Origin of the sequence: Photorhabdus namnaonensis, assembly GCF_001684335.1 — a bacterium.
GTDB classification, from domain to species: domain Bacteria; phylum Pseudomonadota; class Gammaproteobacteria; order Enterobacterales; family Enterobacteriaceae; genus Photorhabdus; species Photorhabdus namnaonensis.
This window is the reverse complement of record NZ_LOIC01000081.1, coordinates 1-16,532: the sequence shown is the minus strand read 5'-3', so window position 1 is coordinate 16,532 and position 16,532 is coordinate 1. Positions and strand designations below refer to the sequence as shown.

Here is a 16,532-nt window from a genome sequence, read left to right as displayed (position 1 = left end):
TTACGCCCTCGGGCACGTGCAGCTTGAAGCCCTGCATAGGTTCTCTCCCGCGTCAGATTGCGTTCAAATTCAGCCAGCGCACCAAAAACGGGTTCAGTGGAACAACCCCCAGATCGGTAAACTTTGTGAAAGCTACGAGTTATCAACGTGCTTAAATGTGTTCAAAACACGGTAGATGGTTGCTTCGCCTAGCTTGAACTCCTTGGCTAACTGACCAATCGTAGTGCCGGACTGACGCTTGAGATAAATATCATTTCGTATATCTTCGGTTAACTTAGCGGGGCGCCCGAATCTGACACCATTCTCTTTCGCTTTGGCGATCCCTTCCGCCTGGCGTTCACTGCGTAAGTCATTTTCAAACTCCGCGATGGTGGCCAGCATATTGAACATAAGACGCCCTGTTGAAGTTCGGGTATCAATATTTTGATCCAGAACGACCAAATCAATATTTTCTTGCTGAAAGCAACTAGAAATTTGTGATAAATGATCCACTGAACGTGCAAGCCGGTCTAATTTTGTGACGATCAGCGTATCACCTTCACGCAGGTAATCCATACAGGCTTGGTATTGCGGGCGGTGTGCTGTCCGACCACTGCGTTTTTCCTGATACAGACGTTCACACTCCGCTTGTCTTAATTTTTCCAGCTGAATGTCTAAACTTTGACCTGTTGAGCTGACCCGCGCATAACCAATTTTTGCCATAACCTATCATTATCCTTTAAACCATTTGATTGAGCACTTATGGTAGGACCTTTGAGAGCCATTTCCAATGGTCGTCAAAAAGTATACTTTTTGATAGATTTAAATTTGACCTTATCGTTCGATTCGTTTATATTGTTTGAATCATACCATTATTCAATGAGGGGATTATTATGGATGCTCTTTCTGCCAATGAAGCCAAAACTCAGTTTGGCGACATGCTACTCAAAGCACAACGTGCCCCAATCCAAATCAATAAAAACGGAAAACCCGTTGCGGTGGTTATCTCAATGGATGAATACGAAAGTATTGAAACACTCCGGTTAAAATTATTGCAGTCAAGAGCTGAGCAGGCCAGAGTTGATATTGAATCCGGTAACACCCTCGATGGCGAAGCCTTTTTTAATGAACTGATATCAGGTCAGTACGATTAGAACTTCACCTATTGAAGGGAAAAAAATGTCTGTAGCCGGACTGAGTGCAGAACAATTACAACGGGTGAAACGTATACACGAATATGCTACCCGTTTTCCCCTGACAGAAACCGGTGATGCGCAATTACTGAAAACCTGTTACGACTATATGGATACATTCAAACAGGTGATAGACAGTGCATCCACTGCCCAGCTGGATGATATTTGCCAGCAATACACCGGTTTTTTCCGATTCGCCAAACTCATGGAAATGTTGGCTCAGGGTATTGCTGAGGGCATTATCGACGTTCCAAGGGATCATTAGCCTTAATGACTATATCAAACTACCGCTTAACGCCTGATGCTCAGGCCGATCTGATTGAAATCCGTCGTTTTACTGTACAGCAATGGGGTAAGATGCAATCGGAAAAATACCTGTCCGGACTTCAACAAACCTTTCGTTTGCTGGCTTCTACCCCTGCACTGGGAAGAAGCAGGCCGGAAGTCGGATCGGGCGTATTGAGTTTTCCTTATGTCAGTCATGTCATTTATTACCTCATCCACGAACGGCAACCGGTGATATTTGGTGTGCTGCACAAACGGATGGTGCCTGCAAATCATCTGGACGGACGCGAAATGATTTGATTGTCTGGCCTCATTGAATCCGGGACTCGCAATGGAAAATATCAAGCGTATTCACTTATTATCCAATACCGAAATCGAAGAACTCTATGCCTGTCCCGAATTCAATGATCACGAACAAAACCTGTATTTTTCCTTAAGCCCGGCAGAACGGGCTGTTCTCGAACAGTTTCGCAATACCCAGACTCGTATCCATTTCATCCTGCAACTGGGTTATTTCAAGGCGAAACAACAGTTTTTCAACTTATCACTTGATAAGGTCATCCAGGATGTTCAGTATATTGCGGCTACGTATTATAGCGATACTGATGCGGCCCGGTTCACAGGCTCACTCTCCCGCAAATACAGGCGCAGTCAGCGGCAGGCCATACTCTCGCTCTTTGGTTACCGAAACTGGTCTCCGCAATATACAACTGAAATAGAATCTCATCTCGCCTATTTGTTGCGTTACTATCCCAAAGGGCACAGTGCGTTTCGTCAACTGCTGACGTATTTTGAGCATCAAAAATTGATGCTCCCGTCCTACCGAATTCTACAGGATATTTTCAGCCACGCCTTTATTGCGGAGGAAAATCGCCTGAATGCGGCAGTTTCCTTGTTGCCTGCCGTAATCACTGAGCAACTGGACGCTTTGGTACAGCGGGATGCCGGTATCACTGCCCTTAATATTATCCGTGCCGACCAAAAGGATTTTCAGTACACCGCTGTCAGAATGGAAGTAGATAAGGCATTGCGTATTGAAGATCTCTATCAGTTTGCTCGGGATTTTCTGCCTTCTCTGGCGTTGTCAAAAAATGCTATCCGTTACTATGCGGAAATGGCCGAACAATATGCCGCCTCCCGGTTGCGCAGACTGAGCAAAACCCAACAGTGGCTACAGGCCTTGTGTTTCGTCTATCACCGTTATCAGCAAATCATGGATAATCTGATTATCAGCTTTTGTTATCACACACGGGCGATCATGGATGCCGGTAAAATTTATGCGTCGATAGCCCACATGGATCACAGTGCCAAAGTCGTCACGGATTTTCCCGGACTGGCAAAGTTTCTGAAATGGTTTCCAGAACGGAACCCAAACATGAGCCAGACCGAACTGAATGAAGTGGCACTCAGTATGTTGCCCAAAACACAATTTTCCGTTATGGCAGACTTTTTGGAAGGCAAATCTTTTGATAAGAAAGCGGCGTTGTGGGAATACTATGGTCAGTCATCCCGCTTGCTCTCGTTGTATCTGCGTCCGATATTTACCCGAGTAAAACTGGAATATTATAAGAAAGACAGTCAAATAGGCGAACTGATCCATGTATTGAAAACACATTACGCCAGTGGAAAAAGTCCAGCCGCCTTAAAAATCTGCGATGAGCTGGGATTCACCATTCCCAAAAGTATGAATGCCTACCTGAAGCGGAAACCCTCGGACACTCGAATCGATCCGTATTTATTTGAGTTTTTTGTCTATTTAAAGATGCTCCATGAGATTGAACGAGGCCGTCTGTATTGCAATGACAGTGTCTCGTACTGTGATATTGATACCGATCTGGTTGACGATACGCTGGTTGATCACGTTGAAAAGATCGCGGCGGAGTTTGGTTATTCCCGCCTTCCTGTTTACTGTGACCAGCGTCTTGATGAAGCGCTACAGGAGCTGGATGAAGCCTGGGAGAGGACGACTCACAATATTCGTGAAAATAACAATCCCGGCTTTAACGTTCGTGAAACCAAAACCGGACAACAACACTGGAGTCTGCACTATGACAGCGTTGAAAAGCTGGACGATGCTTTTTTCAAAAACTTGCCCAAAGCTGAAATTGCTAACATTGTTATGTTCATCGGTGAGCTGACTGACCTGTGGCGTGGATTTACCCACCTGAAAGACCGTTATACTAAGCGGAAAAAACCGTTACCGTTGGCAATTAATGCCTGTTTGTTGTCGGAAGCCTTTGGATTTGGTGCCTTGAAAATGGCCGATATGTCGGATATGGAACTCAACCCGCTTCGCGCAGTACGGGAAGATTTTATTCGGGTGGATACGCTTTGTGCAGCCAATGAAATCGTCAGCAATCATATCCATTCACTGGCGATCTTCAAACAGTGGAATCTCATGGATAACAAACTATTGGCTGATGCAGACGGGCAAAAATTTGCAACGACAGACAGTACAATACAATCCCGTTATTCCAGAAAGCATCTGGGTAAAGGCCGTGGCATCTCGCTCTACACACTGCTCGCCAATTACGTGGCGGTTAATGCGAAAAATATTGGTCTGAATGAGTACGAAGGTCATTCACTGTACGACATGATTTACAACAATAAAACGGATATCGATATTCATATGGTGACAGGGGATAACCACTCACTGAACAAGCTGAATTTTGTCACTCTGGATTCTATCGACGTAGATTATGTTCCCAGTATCAAGAATGTGCGTCACGCAGCTGACGCTATTTATTCAGCGAAACCTCTGGATTATGATACTGGTATTCTCAAACCTAAAGGGGTGATTAATATCGAACGTATCCGCTCTCAGCGGCGAGGCGTTCTGCGTGTATTGCTTTCACTGATCATGCAGGAAAATACCCAGAGCAATATCATCCGAAAACTGAACTCTCATGCCCGTTACGCCAGATTAAAAGCGGCGTTGTTTGAATATAATGCCCTCTTCAAGAGCACTCATGTTCTCAATCTGATTGATGATATGGCACTCAGAAAAGCGATCCGAAGCGCCCGAAACCGGACAGAAGCCTATCATCAGCTTCAAAGTAACATCCGAAAAACGTACAACGGTATCTTCAAGGGTAAAAAAATCGTTGAAAACCGGGTCAGTGCTCATGCAGCCAGATTGGTTGCCAACTGCATCATTGCCTACAACAGTATGATCCTGAATGCGGTCTACCAGAAGATGCTGGCCAACGGTGTTTCTCAAGAAATTATTGATGAGTTTACGCGGATTTCGCCGATTGCCTGGACACACACGTTGTTCACGGTGCGATACAACTTTAAGAGAAATAACGGAAAAATCGATGTAGAAGCGATGGCGAGGATATTGGAGTCTCACCTGAAACAACATTTTTGGCGGGATGACTAATCAGGGTTTTCTCTCAAAGTTTACAGATCTGGGGGTTCTTCCGATGGACCCGATGAACGGCCTACCGGCCTGATGAGAAACCTAGCATAAAAATTGGCTCCTTGAAGCCGGCACACTTTTAAGGTTCATCAGGCGCGGAACTCATCGAGGCGCAGGCTCCTTGCCTATAATGACGCCGGATAGATTTAAGCAAGGTAAACGTCCGGTCATCTCACCTTGTTCTTCCTCTCCGGCCCCTGCACGCTACTGCTTCCTTATCTTCACCTGGAGACTGACACCATGAGCCGTAGCCGATGAAGTCAGTGAGCGACTGGAATATCGCCCCGCGACGTTTGTTGTCCGGCGTTATGTCTGTCCGCAGTACAGCTGCGCGGCCTGCCAGCGAATTCATGCCAAAGCCCAGCCCGCCCATCTGATTGAAAAGGGCATTCCAGAGCCGGGGTTGCTGGCTCAGGTGGTGGTCGCCAAATATCGTGACCACCTGCCGCTCTACCGTCAGCAACAAATCTATGCCTGCAGTGGTGTAACCCTGGCCCGCAGCACCCTGTCGGACTGGGTGGGGCAGGTGGCGGTGGCGTTGCAACCGTTGGCCGATGCCTTGAAGCAGACATTGCTGACGTCCCCCGTGCTGCATGCCGATGAGACCCCGTTGCCGATACTGGCCCCGGGAAAAGGCCAGACCCAGCGCGCCTATCTGTGGACGTATGTCACCGGCTCCGAGACCTCGCCGGCGGTAGTGTACTATGAGCTGCATCCCGGCCGCAGTGGCCGTTATGCACAGGGGTTCCTGGAGGCATGGGCCGGTGGCTACTTTGTCACGGATGACTACGCCGGCTACAACGCGCTGCATGCCCGGGCGGATATCACCGAAGCGGGTTGCTGGGCCCACGCCCGTCGTAAATTCTTTGACCAATATAAGCGAGCCAAAGTTCGGTAGCGAAACAGGCGCTGGATGGCATTCGCGACCTGTACAAGCTGGAGCGAAAAATCAAACACCGGCCGCCGGATAAACGGCGTCAGTGGCGGCAGCGTTATGCCCGGCCGTGGCTGAATGAGTTCCGGTTTTGGTTGCAGACGACTCAGACCCAAACGGCCCCCAACTCCGGGTTACGCAAAGCGATAGATTATACGCTGAAGCGCTGGTCGGCGCTGGTGTGTTATCTGGATGATGGCCGGGTGCCGATAGACAACAACCGGGCGGAGAATGCGGTCCGGGGTGTGGCGGTCGGCCGAAAGAACGGGCTTTTTGCGGGTTCACTGCCCGCGGGGCAACGGTCGGCCATGATAATGAGCCTGTTGGAAACCGCCAGAGCCAACGGACATGAGCCCTGGGTCTGGTTACGAGATGTCCTCAGCCGGCTGCCTGTCTGGCCGAACAGTCGGTTGAATGAGCTGCTGCCCTGGCCTGAGAATGCCTTCCGTTAACATCCCATTTTGTTGTTCTCTGACCACGCAAGGTGAGTTCACCGGAGCCTTACGTTTTTGCAGGCAAATGACACGCTTTTAAGTTTAAAAAAACCTGGCTGCCCCACACCGCTTGTCTGTTCGCGTTTAGTAAAACAGGCTCTGCTGTCATGACCCGCCCCGTTTCCGGGGCAGGGAACACATCACTGATTCATTTACTGCCCCAAATTCCCGCCGCATGGCATTGAAGCCGGCCGCATGTCCATCGCTTTGCAACTGAGTGTGAAATCAAGGGTGTCATTCGTGGGCTTATCACTTCCTGCAATAACCTGTGTGGCCGTTATTTCTCTACCGGAACTTTTGCCTCCGGCCTGAAGGTCATACGAAGCGCTCCACATCCCTTCAGTGACAATCACAGGATTTTTATCATCAGTCAGTAACGTCGTTTTCCCTGAGCCTTTGTTCAGTAATCGTAACTCAATTCTGGCCCCTTCGGTTCCTGTGCCTGAAAATTCAACATATGATGACGATTTTTCATAAATGACTATTTTTTGCCCGTTTGATGGTGACCGGATGACGACGGGCCCGGAGGGGGTTGTCACCACATAGTGTCGTGCCTCACTGTGATTTTTGTATACCCCCGCTTCAGTTGTCCTGCTGCTGGTAACCACCATTTCCTTCATACCCGGGGATGAGTTTGCCTGGCAGGACCATGAACCATACCCTCCGGTCGGTGTGGTTGGCACACATTCCGGAACTTTTATGTGCTTGGCAGCGTCAGCAGCTGTATCCGGTGTATGGCCTGATATTGTGTATACCGGAGAGTTAATTACCTCTCCCTCAGACGGAGAATCAATGGTGATGAGAGAATGAGCGGTAAAGCTGGTCGCTGAAACAGAGAAACGGCCTGGTGTACTTTTGACCTCACCGGTATCATCATCTTTATAAATGGCCTGAATGTTATACGTTCCGTTTTCCTTATTACCCTGACAATTCCAGGTGCCATTCTCTGCAACATCTGCGTCACACAGTTTCTCTGTCGGGATACTTCCCTGCGGTCCAACATACACGCTCAGTTTAGTGGCCTCAGAGGGCAGGAGAGATTCACCGCTGACAGTGAACCTGTTCTCACTGGTTGTTGCATTCGCCACTGGCCACGTAATTTTGATATAAGACCTGTTTTGACGTCCTACATTATTCACGGCAAAATTCCGGATTATTTTTACAGGTTTCCCACGGCTGTCAGTGCCTGTCACCATAACCTGATAGATGCCGTTTATTTCCGGGTAAACACTACCATCGCCCGGACATGACCAGGCTCCGTCCGGGTGTGCGATGACGTTACAGTCTCGGGCTAATTCACCCAGTCCCTGCATCCTCACCTTGCTACCGGCTGGGGCAAGTCCATTGATGTTGAATGTTGATTCCAGAACCTCATTTTCTTTCGGCGAGTCAACGGTAAAGGACGGAGCCAGAGTGTAATCACGGGATACACCGCTGTCATCATCCCGGTCACTCATCCTGATAGTGGCCTCTGTCCCTTCCGTCACACTGATGGGCATGCACGACCATTTGCCTGCATTCGTAACAACGGTATGGCATTCCCCCACCACTGGTATACCAAGTACATCAATTCTGTGTCCGGGCTTACCGTTGCCCTGTATCCGGTAAGTATTCTGAGTGACAACCTCTCCCTCGGCCGGTGATTCAATCGTCGACTCGTTCTCCACCAGTCCGGAAACCGTCCAGGTGACTGTTCTGGCATCCTGCTGCTCTTTCCCGCCAGCGATCGTGACGGCCGTGGCGGTATAAGACCCCGCCACAGATTCTTGAGCAGGAACCGGATATGACCATAACCCCATATTATCAACAACAACGGTGTCCTCAGCAGCATCCTTACCGCTGCTCTTGATGGTGACCTTAACTGATGCCCCTGGATGACCCGTGCCGGCCACACTGTACGGGGTATTGATGACGGTCGAATTATCTGCAGGAGTCAAGACTGTTAGATGTTTAACCGAAATAGCATAGTGGCGCTCCACTGTCAGCGGCGTTCCCCCGACAGCCCCTCCCGGCAATTCCTGAGTGGCAATAATCGTGACCGGACCTAGTAATCCATCTGGTGGCTGGCAACTCCATTGCCCGTCCCCGGCAGACCTGACAGAACATACCGGTTCACTCTTGCCAGGTATTGTCACAGTTATTAACGCATCTCTCGCAGCCTGGCCATCTATGGTATAGGACTTAAGATAAGGGATTTCCTGAGACTCGGCAGGTGCCTCAATCGTGACCTGTTTTGCCAGTGGAATAACGCGTTTTCCAATAGGCTTTCTGTCATGGTCATAATTAATAACGGTAAGGATATAGCTGTCCAGCGGGTTCCAGCCTGACATTGCTTTCCTGATATCATAATGCCAGAGCCCATGTTTCCCCCAGTCTGGCTTCAGTACATCGTCTAAAATCTTCAAACTTCCAAGCGTAATGGTAATCCCGGCACTGGCCACTGCTCCCCCCGCGGAGACACCCGCCCCCGCAGCACCCGCAACAGTTGTCAGTCCCGCCGCGGTTGTTGTCGCAGCTGTACTCAGCAATGCGCCATCTGCGGCAGTTGCAGGGAAAATAAGATAAGGGGCCACATCTGACCCTGTACCGGCTTCACCGCCGCCGGTATTGCCATTTATCCCCCCGCCGTTACCGTCACCACCGTTCCCCCCCTCTTCTAACTCTTTATCCTCGTCCTTTTGTTTTACAATGAAACTGCTGCTTGCTTTCGAAACACTGCCGCCAGAAGTGGTTTGTGTGGCAGTTAACGTGTATTCCCCATCAGCAGGGGTCTCCTGTAAACCACAATTCCACGTACCATCACTCTGTACTGTCTTATTGCAAGAAGGATTTTCCGGGATGGGAACGTTAATAGAGGCCCCTGGTTCCCCCGTTCCTTTCACCATATACTCTGGAGCGATGACGACCCAGCCAGGTGCTGTACTTTTAGTTGTACCGTTCTTAGAGCTAGCGGGCTCATCTATGCCGACCGGCATTGTCTTTTTTAATACAATATTATGGTCTTTAGACTCGGTTACCATATGTAAATCCTCACCTATCAACACCTCATGCTCAGCAACAACAGTTAACTTTACTTTTTGTTTATCCTCCAGTTTCTTGTAGAGATCTGTATTGTCATTAATGATTTTCGGAAAATTTATATCGGGGCAAAACCAATCTAGGATGGATCCCTCACTTTTATATTCATTTTCTGGAGCTATTTCGTTATATAACTCCACCTGTTTATTATTCTCGTCCTTATAACGAACATAACAATGAATTCTGCCAGATTCCCGTAAGGCTTCAAGCGACCCCGAAAAAAAAACATTTTTTTCAGTTGAACCATATTCCACTTCATCCTCATCACTACTCGCTAGCGGAAAGTCAATTTCAATACCAGGCTCTAAAAACTTATATGAAACAGTTTCAGTTGCAAGAGGCGGCACCATTGTCCTGGGGGTGTTAATATATAAGCTTGCTGTTGTATTATATTCCCCATTCTTTTTTGTTACATCCCAAAAATTATATGATAATTCCCACGAAGGATTATTGATATCTGTATTTTCATCAACCCCGACAATCCCCGCATCAGTTGATGATAATTTAATTGTCTTTTCAATTGGAGTCAGGTAGCCATTATTAAGTGTAATGTTTGTCTCGCCTTTAACCTTAACTGGATACATTGCAACCTTTTCACTATCACTAGGAAATCTGCTATTCAGCATAGAGCTGATTGAAATACTTGGCTTGGTGGCGTATTTAAAAATGTAGTTTGCAGTAGCCAATGCATCTGTATGACTGTATACACTATTCTCGCTAAGGAAATAACTTGTGTATCTGGCAATAAAAGGCTCTGCAGAATTAGAAACCGGTCTAGGTGGAGCTTTAAGCCTGCATATCACATGCCCGGATTGATTTATAGCTGGGGAGGGTATTTGGGTTCCACTGCTATCGTAACAAGGAGACTCTTCAGTACGTTTATTGGAAAGATTTCTCTTAATAATTACACGTTGACCAGGAGACCCACTCAGTTGGATTGTAAAATATCCATCATCGTGGACATAAACCACTTTATCTAATACATCTGCAGGAGTAGCATCTTCATCCACTGTCTTAGGACTCTCTTTCATAGAAAGAGTACGTTTGCCATAGTTCTGCATAAAGAAAACGCAATCATTTGTATTTTTACCAGGAGTACACTTTGGATCCTGCTCTTCATCATACTGAGCCATAGCAGCAAGTTCAAGGTTGCCCATTACTACTTCCGAGCGCCCATGAAACTGCTCCATATCTACCCGGCAGAACCACTCATCCTCCTTCGGACCAGTTTTCCTATTAATACGAGGTATATCTGCCTCCCCCTCCTTAATGCACACAGTCGTCGGATTTTCTCTCCATTTACCGGTATTCTGATTTAGAACAAATACTTTTATGCTGAGAGGTATGTTTCCCCAACCGCTAAATTCCATCGAATTGTCCGTTCCCACCATACCCTCAGTCGGATTGTTGAAAAAGGGAATGCCAGTGAGATTCGCCATTTTATGGAGAATCTCAGGGGTTATTTCACTATAAGTGCTGTAATCAGCATTCCCTCCCCACATCACCCCTGCCACTTTTTGTGTTTCGAGTCTTTCTTCCTCAGTGTCATAGCCCTTCAGCCAACTAAGCGGAGCTTTCATCATCAGTGGGCCACCTGAGTCCCCTGGGGCTCCTATCCCTGTCCCTAGGGCTCCTATCTCTTTCACGCGGGCAACACTGATACCTGTATTCTTAAAGCCAGGCGGATTTTCCGGTAGGTCTGCTTGCAAGATGGTTCTTGCTGTAGCAATACCCAGTTTATTAAACACATTGCGCCAGTCACGGTCATCTTTAGGATCCCAGCTGAAAAAACCATAGCCCATTACCGTTACAGGAGCATCTTTATAAAAATCAATACCATGCATCAAAGGAACCATAGTAACACGGTCATCTCGCTTATTCATTTCGAGTAATACTATATCTCCCCATTCATCGATAACTTCAGTATCAGAGAAATCTCTTAATTTTGGTTTATCGTCCGAGGTCCCTCCTCCCCCCAACACAACCTTTAATGGTCTACGTGTACCATCAGAATTTTTCGTGCAGTGTGTGGCCGTTATGACAAATTGAGGCGACAAAAATTCTCCAGTACACTTAGAAGAACCATCATGTGTAATTAGCAGCGCCAACCAATTTGGTGCGTTACCTTTATATTGTGGCATTTCATTACCTGGCTTATAAATATCATCACTCACTACAGACAATGGCGCAGAGAAAGCAGCAAAAGCACCCAAAAAAATAAACAAACTCGAACACATCAGCCAGAAAAAATAACTTATTTTTATTTTTAAATATCTCATTTTACTCTCCTCAGGGCTTCTGGATTTTCAGAACATAAATCGACAGATTCACTCTGATTATGTGAGTACAGACCGATTACCCTGACATTTCTGCATACTGTATTGAGCGTTTTACCGTCTTTGCTTGCCGTCGCGGTATACTGGTAGGTGCCCCAATCACTCGATGGGCCTTCGATAAACCATCGCCCTGAACCATCTACAACGGTAATCCACGGCACATCAATATTATTCACATCCACCTGCACACGAGCCCCAGGCTCACCTTCGCCTTGAACAGCAAATCGGGTGTGTTCCAGAACACTTCCCCCTTCAGCAGGACTGGTGATACTGACAGGAGTGACAATCTCAAAATCTCCTTCAACCGGGACGCTGGATTCTCCGTCGATAACCTGATAGGCCAAAAATTTATGTTTCCCGTGTGCCAGCCTTGTGAAATCCACATGCCAGTCTGCCTGCCCTATATAGGACGTACTGTCAGACGGTTTATTGTTATCCAGCTGGTATACAAGAGACGTGGATTTATCTTTTGTTCCCTTAATTGTCATCCCATGATTTTCAAAGTCCTGGACAGCTGACTCGATGGTCAAAGGAGCTGCCACCACGATATCCTGCACAGCCTTTCCCTGTTCCTTACTGTTAATTGTTTGCGTTACTGTCAGCGTATGCTTACCTGAGTTGCTCGGTACTGAAACCTTACAACTGAAGTCTCCTGACGAGGAAGTAATAGCATTGCTACCGAACCAGCTATCATCATCCATGACACATGAGATTTTTGCAGAAGGCTCTGCTTTACCTGTTACGGTCAGACTACTGCTGGGGGATACCCACTGGTTAGTTGTCGGACTGGTAATCACGACACGCGCAGCCACCGTAAAGTATGTAGTGACCTTCTCCTGTTTTCCGCTGCCCAGTATCTCGGTGGCAATAAGGTTATGTGAGCCAGATGCCAGGCTGGTCTGTGTGCCCGTCCAGTGGTCACTGGTAATCCTGACTGTCGGAAAGGACTTACCATCAATGGTGTACTCAACATCTGCGCCCGATGTTCCCCTACCTGCCGGTGTCAGCAGGTAGGGCTCAGAATGGTCTGACTCCGGCTGTGGCTCAGACACGGAAAACGGGGTGTTTTTCATTGCGGAAAAGCGCGCAGTACTATCCTTAAAATCCTTCAGCTTCTGCGTGATGGTAAATTCATAATTACCGGATGCAGTAGGTATAGGGGCGGAAGTGACCCAGTACATTGAATTATCTGCGGAGAGTGGCACGGGTATGCAGTTCTTGTGACCCTCTTCTTCACAAACTTCTCCCGAAACGGTACCTGTTGTACTTTTCATACCCTGCACAGTCCAGTCTTTTCCTGGCTTGATATTATTATCCGCATCGAGTCCATTCACAGTAACTTTTACCGGCTCGGCAATCTGGATGTTTCTTTTATCCGGATTGGTGTCATACGTGAGTTGTGTCACATATCTGGCATAAATCGTTGTATGTGTGATATCTCCATAAGAAAGCTGAGACAACATTTCCAGATAAGGTATGCTGCCTTTCCATTTACCGTCAGCCCCCACCATCGTTGTATAATTCTTCGGGTTACCATCATACCCAAACTCGACAGTGCTTCCGGGTTCTGCCGTTCCTGAAATATCTACCCCCCCTCCGTCTTCTGCAATAAAGTGTTCGTTCTCGACAGGGAAGGATATTTTTATATCTTCAGGAGGCTCATTTATTGTGAACGTCCAGTGCTGTTCTTTATATACAGGGAATCCGGGATAATATAAATAGGTAAGTGGCTTGCCGCTCACCGTGGGGTCAAAGCTTCCCATGCAACTTTTAGGCGGAGTAACATAATCACAAGTAGCAATAATACCATCGGGTTCTTTCCCATTAAAATACGCTGGCACTGCTTTATGATGCGGGGCCGGGGGGGGATAAAAAGGCAGCGGATTAAAATTATTATCCGATGGTGCTAAATCAATTTCATTTGCATAAAATAATGCAGTGTAATAAACCCCACATATCAGACCAATGCAATTATCTGAACGCCAGGTCATCCCTAAATACTCTGAATAGGGAGTGCCTTTTCGTGTTATATTCGCTTTAAATGCCACCCATTCTGATGTGTGATTTATCTTGGTCGAATTGGCGCAGGCGGGGTGCCCCAGCTCAAACTGCTTACCTGTCCACTGAATAGTCACACGCCCTCCATAAGGAGGAATGATATCTGGCGGCTCTGCAAATGCTGCACACCGTGCTTTAAAATCACTCAGCTTGACAGGCTGAAAGCTGTTATTAATAACCGTAATCCAATGGTCGGTAGCGAAAGCACTGCGAGCGACCAGAAGCATAAGCACAATTAAAACACATCTCCAGAGAGCTTCATGCTCTCTGGCAGAACTGACCCTGCTGTTTGTTTTCATCTTCAATTGACACAACCTTTCATGTTTCTAATGGTAAGAAAATACGAATCCCCTACATCTGAGAACACTCATATCCGTAATAAACCCCTGGGATATTCGTTACGCCTCAGATTTCAGGATGACACCACCATGACACGATACGTAGATATTGCTGTGGACTGACGGCTTAGGAGAGCATAAAAAACCTTGGGGCATTTATGCAGCAACCGTTTCTGTCCAATAATGCTCCGTTTCGTCACCTAATTTTATGCCCGGATATTTGCGAGTGCACAGGCCACAATATTCGAATGTTTTCGTTCAAGTTGAATTCTGACCCAATCCGCTAAGCGCCCGGATTGGTGGTTAATACGTTGTATAAAAACACGGGCGCATTGAACTAAGAGCTGCCGGAGCCTCTTGTCTCCCCGCTTGCTGATACCGAGCAAGGTATTTTTTCCTCCCGTGCTGTATTGACGAGGAATCAAACCCGTTGAGCGGCGAAATCCCGGCTGGAGAGCATATGTCCTGTAACTGTACCTTTATGAGGTTCTTGGTCTATGCCTACATTACTGCAATATTTACCTACAAAATTCTGAGTTTCTTTATTCAGACTAATTTCCATTGTAGATAGAAGTTTATTAGTCCATAATCCAGATATATCCGCTTAACTTGAAGATGCAGGATTCAGAACCTGGAAGTTATCATTAATACGGCACGACAGGTTCCCGGCAAGTTCCGGTAATATTTCCGTAAAAAAGCGATGTATTGCCTGCCTGAACAAGGCCGTCGTGGCGAAATAATGGTTATTTCTGACTTGTTCATTCATCACCTTCCACAGCCTTTCTATCGGGTTCAGATTCGGGCTGTATGGCGGTAAGTAATGAAGGTCGATATTCATCACATAAGCCCAGTCTTTCACCAGCTTACTCCGGTGGTAACCGGCTCCGTCAAGGATAATATGAACCTTCTGACTGACCGGATAGGTTTCACGCAAGGCAATGAAGAACTCGGCGATGTGATAACTATCGATACGGTCATATTCGCGCACCACCGTTTTACTGATATCGGCCAGATTCAGGGCACCCATCAGGTTCAGACGTGTACGGCTGCCCGTGGTTTTCACCGCGGTTTTCTGGCCTTTGCGCATCCAGCCATAAGCGAGCTTTGTCCCCTGCGTGGGATGGACGCCATCAATGAACAGGATAAGCTCATGGTCTCCGGCTTCCTGCTTCAGTTTCCCGTAGGCTTCCATAAAGGCCCGTTGCTGTTCCGCATTGAACTTGTGTGGCACGCCGGTCGGTTTTTTATAGCTGAAGCCATTGTGGTGCAGCCATTTATTCATGCCGTGAACGGTGTAACTGATATCCCACCACGCTTCGACAAGACGGATAACCGCCTGTGTGGTGGGCAGAAGATTGGCGGTCAGATAAGCGATAAGTTCCTGAGTCTGTGTTTCGCTGAGATAGCTCTGAGAGCCGCCATTTTCGGGCTTGAGTTTGCGGTGATTAAGGTAATCGCTGATATGACGATTAACGGTCGTTTCATGAAGACGCAGGGCCTGAGCGATCATCACTGAACTCCAGCCCTCAGAGGCCAGCAGGACCGCTTTTATGCGATCACACTCCCTCTTATCACGGCAGGTGTGATGGAAGCGTTCAAGTTCGGCTTTTTGTTCATCGGTAATGAATATTTTCATGACTGATACCCTGATCCTTATTTTGGGAAAAATCAAGCATCTTCAATGATTACGGGTATATATCTATAGTCGGATCTCTTGTTCCTGCACTTGCCTCTATATCTGTATCGACGAGTCCGAGAATTTCTTCAAGTAACATACAATTTCCCCTCTAAATAATGTTATTGAGCATTTTTAGCATCGTAACGACAATTATAAGTATAGTTCGTATCTTTATATTTTGTATTCTTTTTAAGAAAAAAATAACTTTTTGATATATATAAACATCCAAGGTAAGTGTTGATTAATATATTTTTTGTGGATATAGTTTATTATGTAAATAATAACAAATAGGTTTTGTATAAATTTAAAATGATTTCTTTAATTAAGCAGGGATATCATCTGTGTATTTATCTTTATGTATACCAAATGAACTTCAAGATGCTTGAGTCGTCAGACGTAAAAACATTTAAATTCAACAATATAATCGTTTTTCAAACATGCACTTTGAAGTATCTTGAGTATATATTATTTAAGGTGGTGTGCATCACATAAAGTCTGAATAAAATAGAGGTTTATCTAATTGATATAATTTAGTATTTTCGTAAAAACAAGAAAGACCAGCAAACGTTCTGAGGGATCCCCACAAACTCAGCGCTAATAAATTAAAATCCTATTTCGATAGATTTTGGCGAGATGGTTTAATAGGAGACCATAAAAATCTATGGTCACCCTCGTTTTTGCAACACTCATTTTGATGAATTTTGGGCTTGCTTAAATCTATCCGGCGTCACTATAGGC

The 16,532-nt window shown here is 46.6% G+C and carries 9 protein-coding genes and 3 pseudogenes; 5 read left to right on the top strand and 7 right to left on the bottom strand.

Annotated elements, in window-relative coordinates; genetic code table 11:
• Positions 1-89, bottom strand: a pseudogene (locus Phpb_RS27410) (recombinase family protein); the annotation flags it as partial.
• Positions 90-132: 43 nt separating this feature from the next.
• Positions 133-702, bottom strand: coding sequence for a recombinase family protein (locus Phpb_RS16595; protein ID WP_065391315.1), 570 nt, complete (start codon positions 700-702; stop codon positions 133-135).
• 170 nt (positions 703-872) lie between these two features.
• Between Phpb_RS16595 and Phpb_RS16590 the strand changes: the two genes are divergently transcribed.
• The 5 genes and pseudogenes from Phpb_RS16590 to tnpC all read left to right on the top strand — a co-directional run.
• Entirely contained in the window at positions 873-1,133 is a 261-nt protein-coding gene (locus Phpb_RS16590; RefSeq protein WP_023043807.1) for a type II toxin-antitoxin system Phd/YefM family antitoxin, read from the top strand.
• Positions 1,134-1,158: 25 nt separating this feature from the next.
• Complete coding sequence (locus Phpb_RS16585) at positions 1,159-1,437, top strand: arylsulfatase regulator (RefSeq protein WP_065391314.1); 279 nt, start codon at positions 1,159-1,161, stop codon at positions 1,435-1,437.
• Between the two features lie 5 nt (positions 1,438-1,442).
• Positions 1,443-1,757 carry a type II toxin-antitoxin system RelE/ParE family toxin gene (locus Phpb_RS16580; protein ID WP_065391313.1) on the top strand — a complete coding sequence of 105 codons (315 nt, stop codon included), beginning with the start codon at positions 1,443-1,445 and terminating at the stop codon, positions 1,755-1,757.
• Between the two features lie 31 nt (positions 1,758-1,788).
• A complete protein-coding gene (locus Phpb_RS16575; RefSeq protein WP_065391312.1) occupies positions 1,789-4,839 on the top strand; it encodes a Tn3 family transposase in 3,051 nt (1,016 codons plus the stop codon).
• Positions 4,840-5,131: 292 nt separating this feature from the next.
• A pseudogene (gene tnpC, locus Phpb_RS23980) lies at positions 5,132-6,264 on the top strand (IS66 family transposase); the annotation flags it as partial.
• Positions 6,265-6,458: 194 nt separating this feature from the next.
• Here the strand turns inward: tnpC and Phpb_RS16560 are convergent.
• The 5 genes and pseudogenes from Phpb_RS16560 to Phpb_RS16550 form a co-directional block, all read right to left on the bottom strand.
• On the bottom strand, positions 6,459-11,609 hold the full coding sequence (locus Phpb_RS16560) for a trypsin-like serine protease (RefSeq protein WP_165603312.1): 5,151 nt from the start codon (positions 11,607-11,609) through the stop codon (positions 6,459-6,461).
• 50 nt (positions 11,610-11,659) lie between these two features.
• On the bottom strand, positions 11,660-14,077 hold the full coding sequence (locus Phpb_RS16555; RefSeq protein ID WP_065391308.1) for a hypothetical protein: 2,418 nt from the start codon (positions 14,075-14,077) through the stop codon (positions 11,660-11,662).
• A gap of 245 nt (positions 14,078-14,322) precedes the next feature.
• Positions 14,323-14,553, bottom strand: a pseudogene (locus Phpb_RS27585) (transposase); the annotation flags it as partial.
• Positions 14,538-14,714, bottom strand: coding sequence for an avidin/streptavidin family protein (locus Phpb_RS27580; protein ID WP_420848358.1), 177 nt, complete (start codon positions 14,712-14,714; stop codon positions 14,538-14,540). The pseudogene Phpb_RS27585 and the gene Phpb_RS27580, both read right to left, overlap by 16 nt.
• A gap of 6 nt (positions 14,715-14,720) precedes the next feature.
• Positions 14,721-15,752: an IS630 family transposase gene (locus Phpb_RS16550; RefSeq protein ID WP_065391307.1), complete on the bottom strand. Its 1,032-nt coding sequence runs from the start codon at positions 15,750-15,752 to the stop codon at positions 14,721-14,723.
• Between the last annotated feature and the right edge of the window lie 780 nt (positions 15,753-16,532).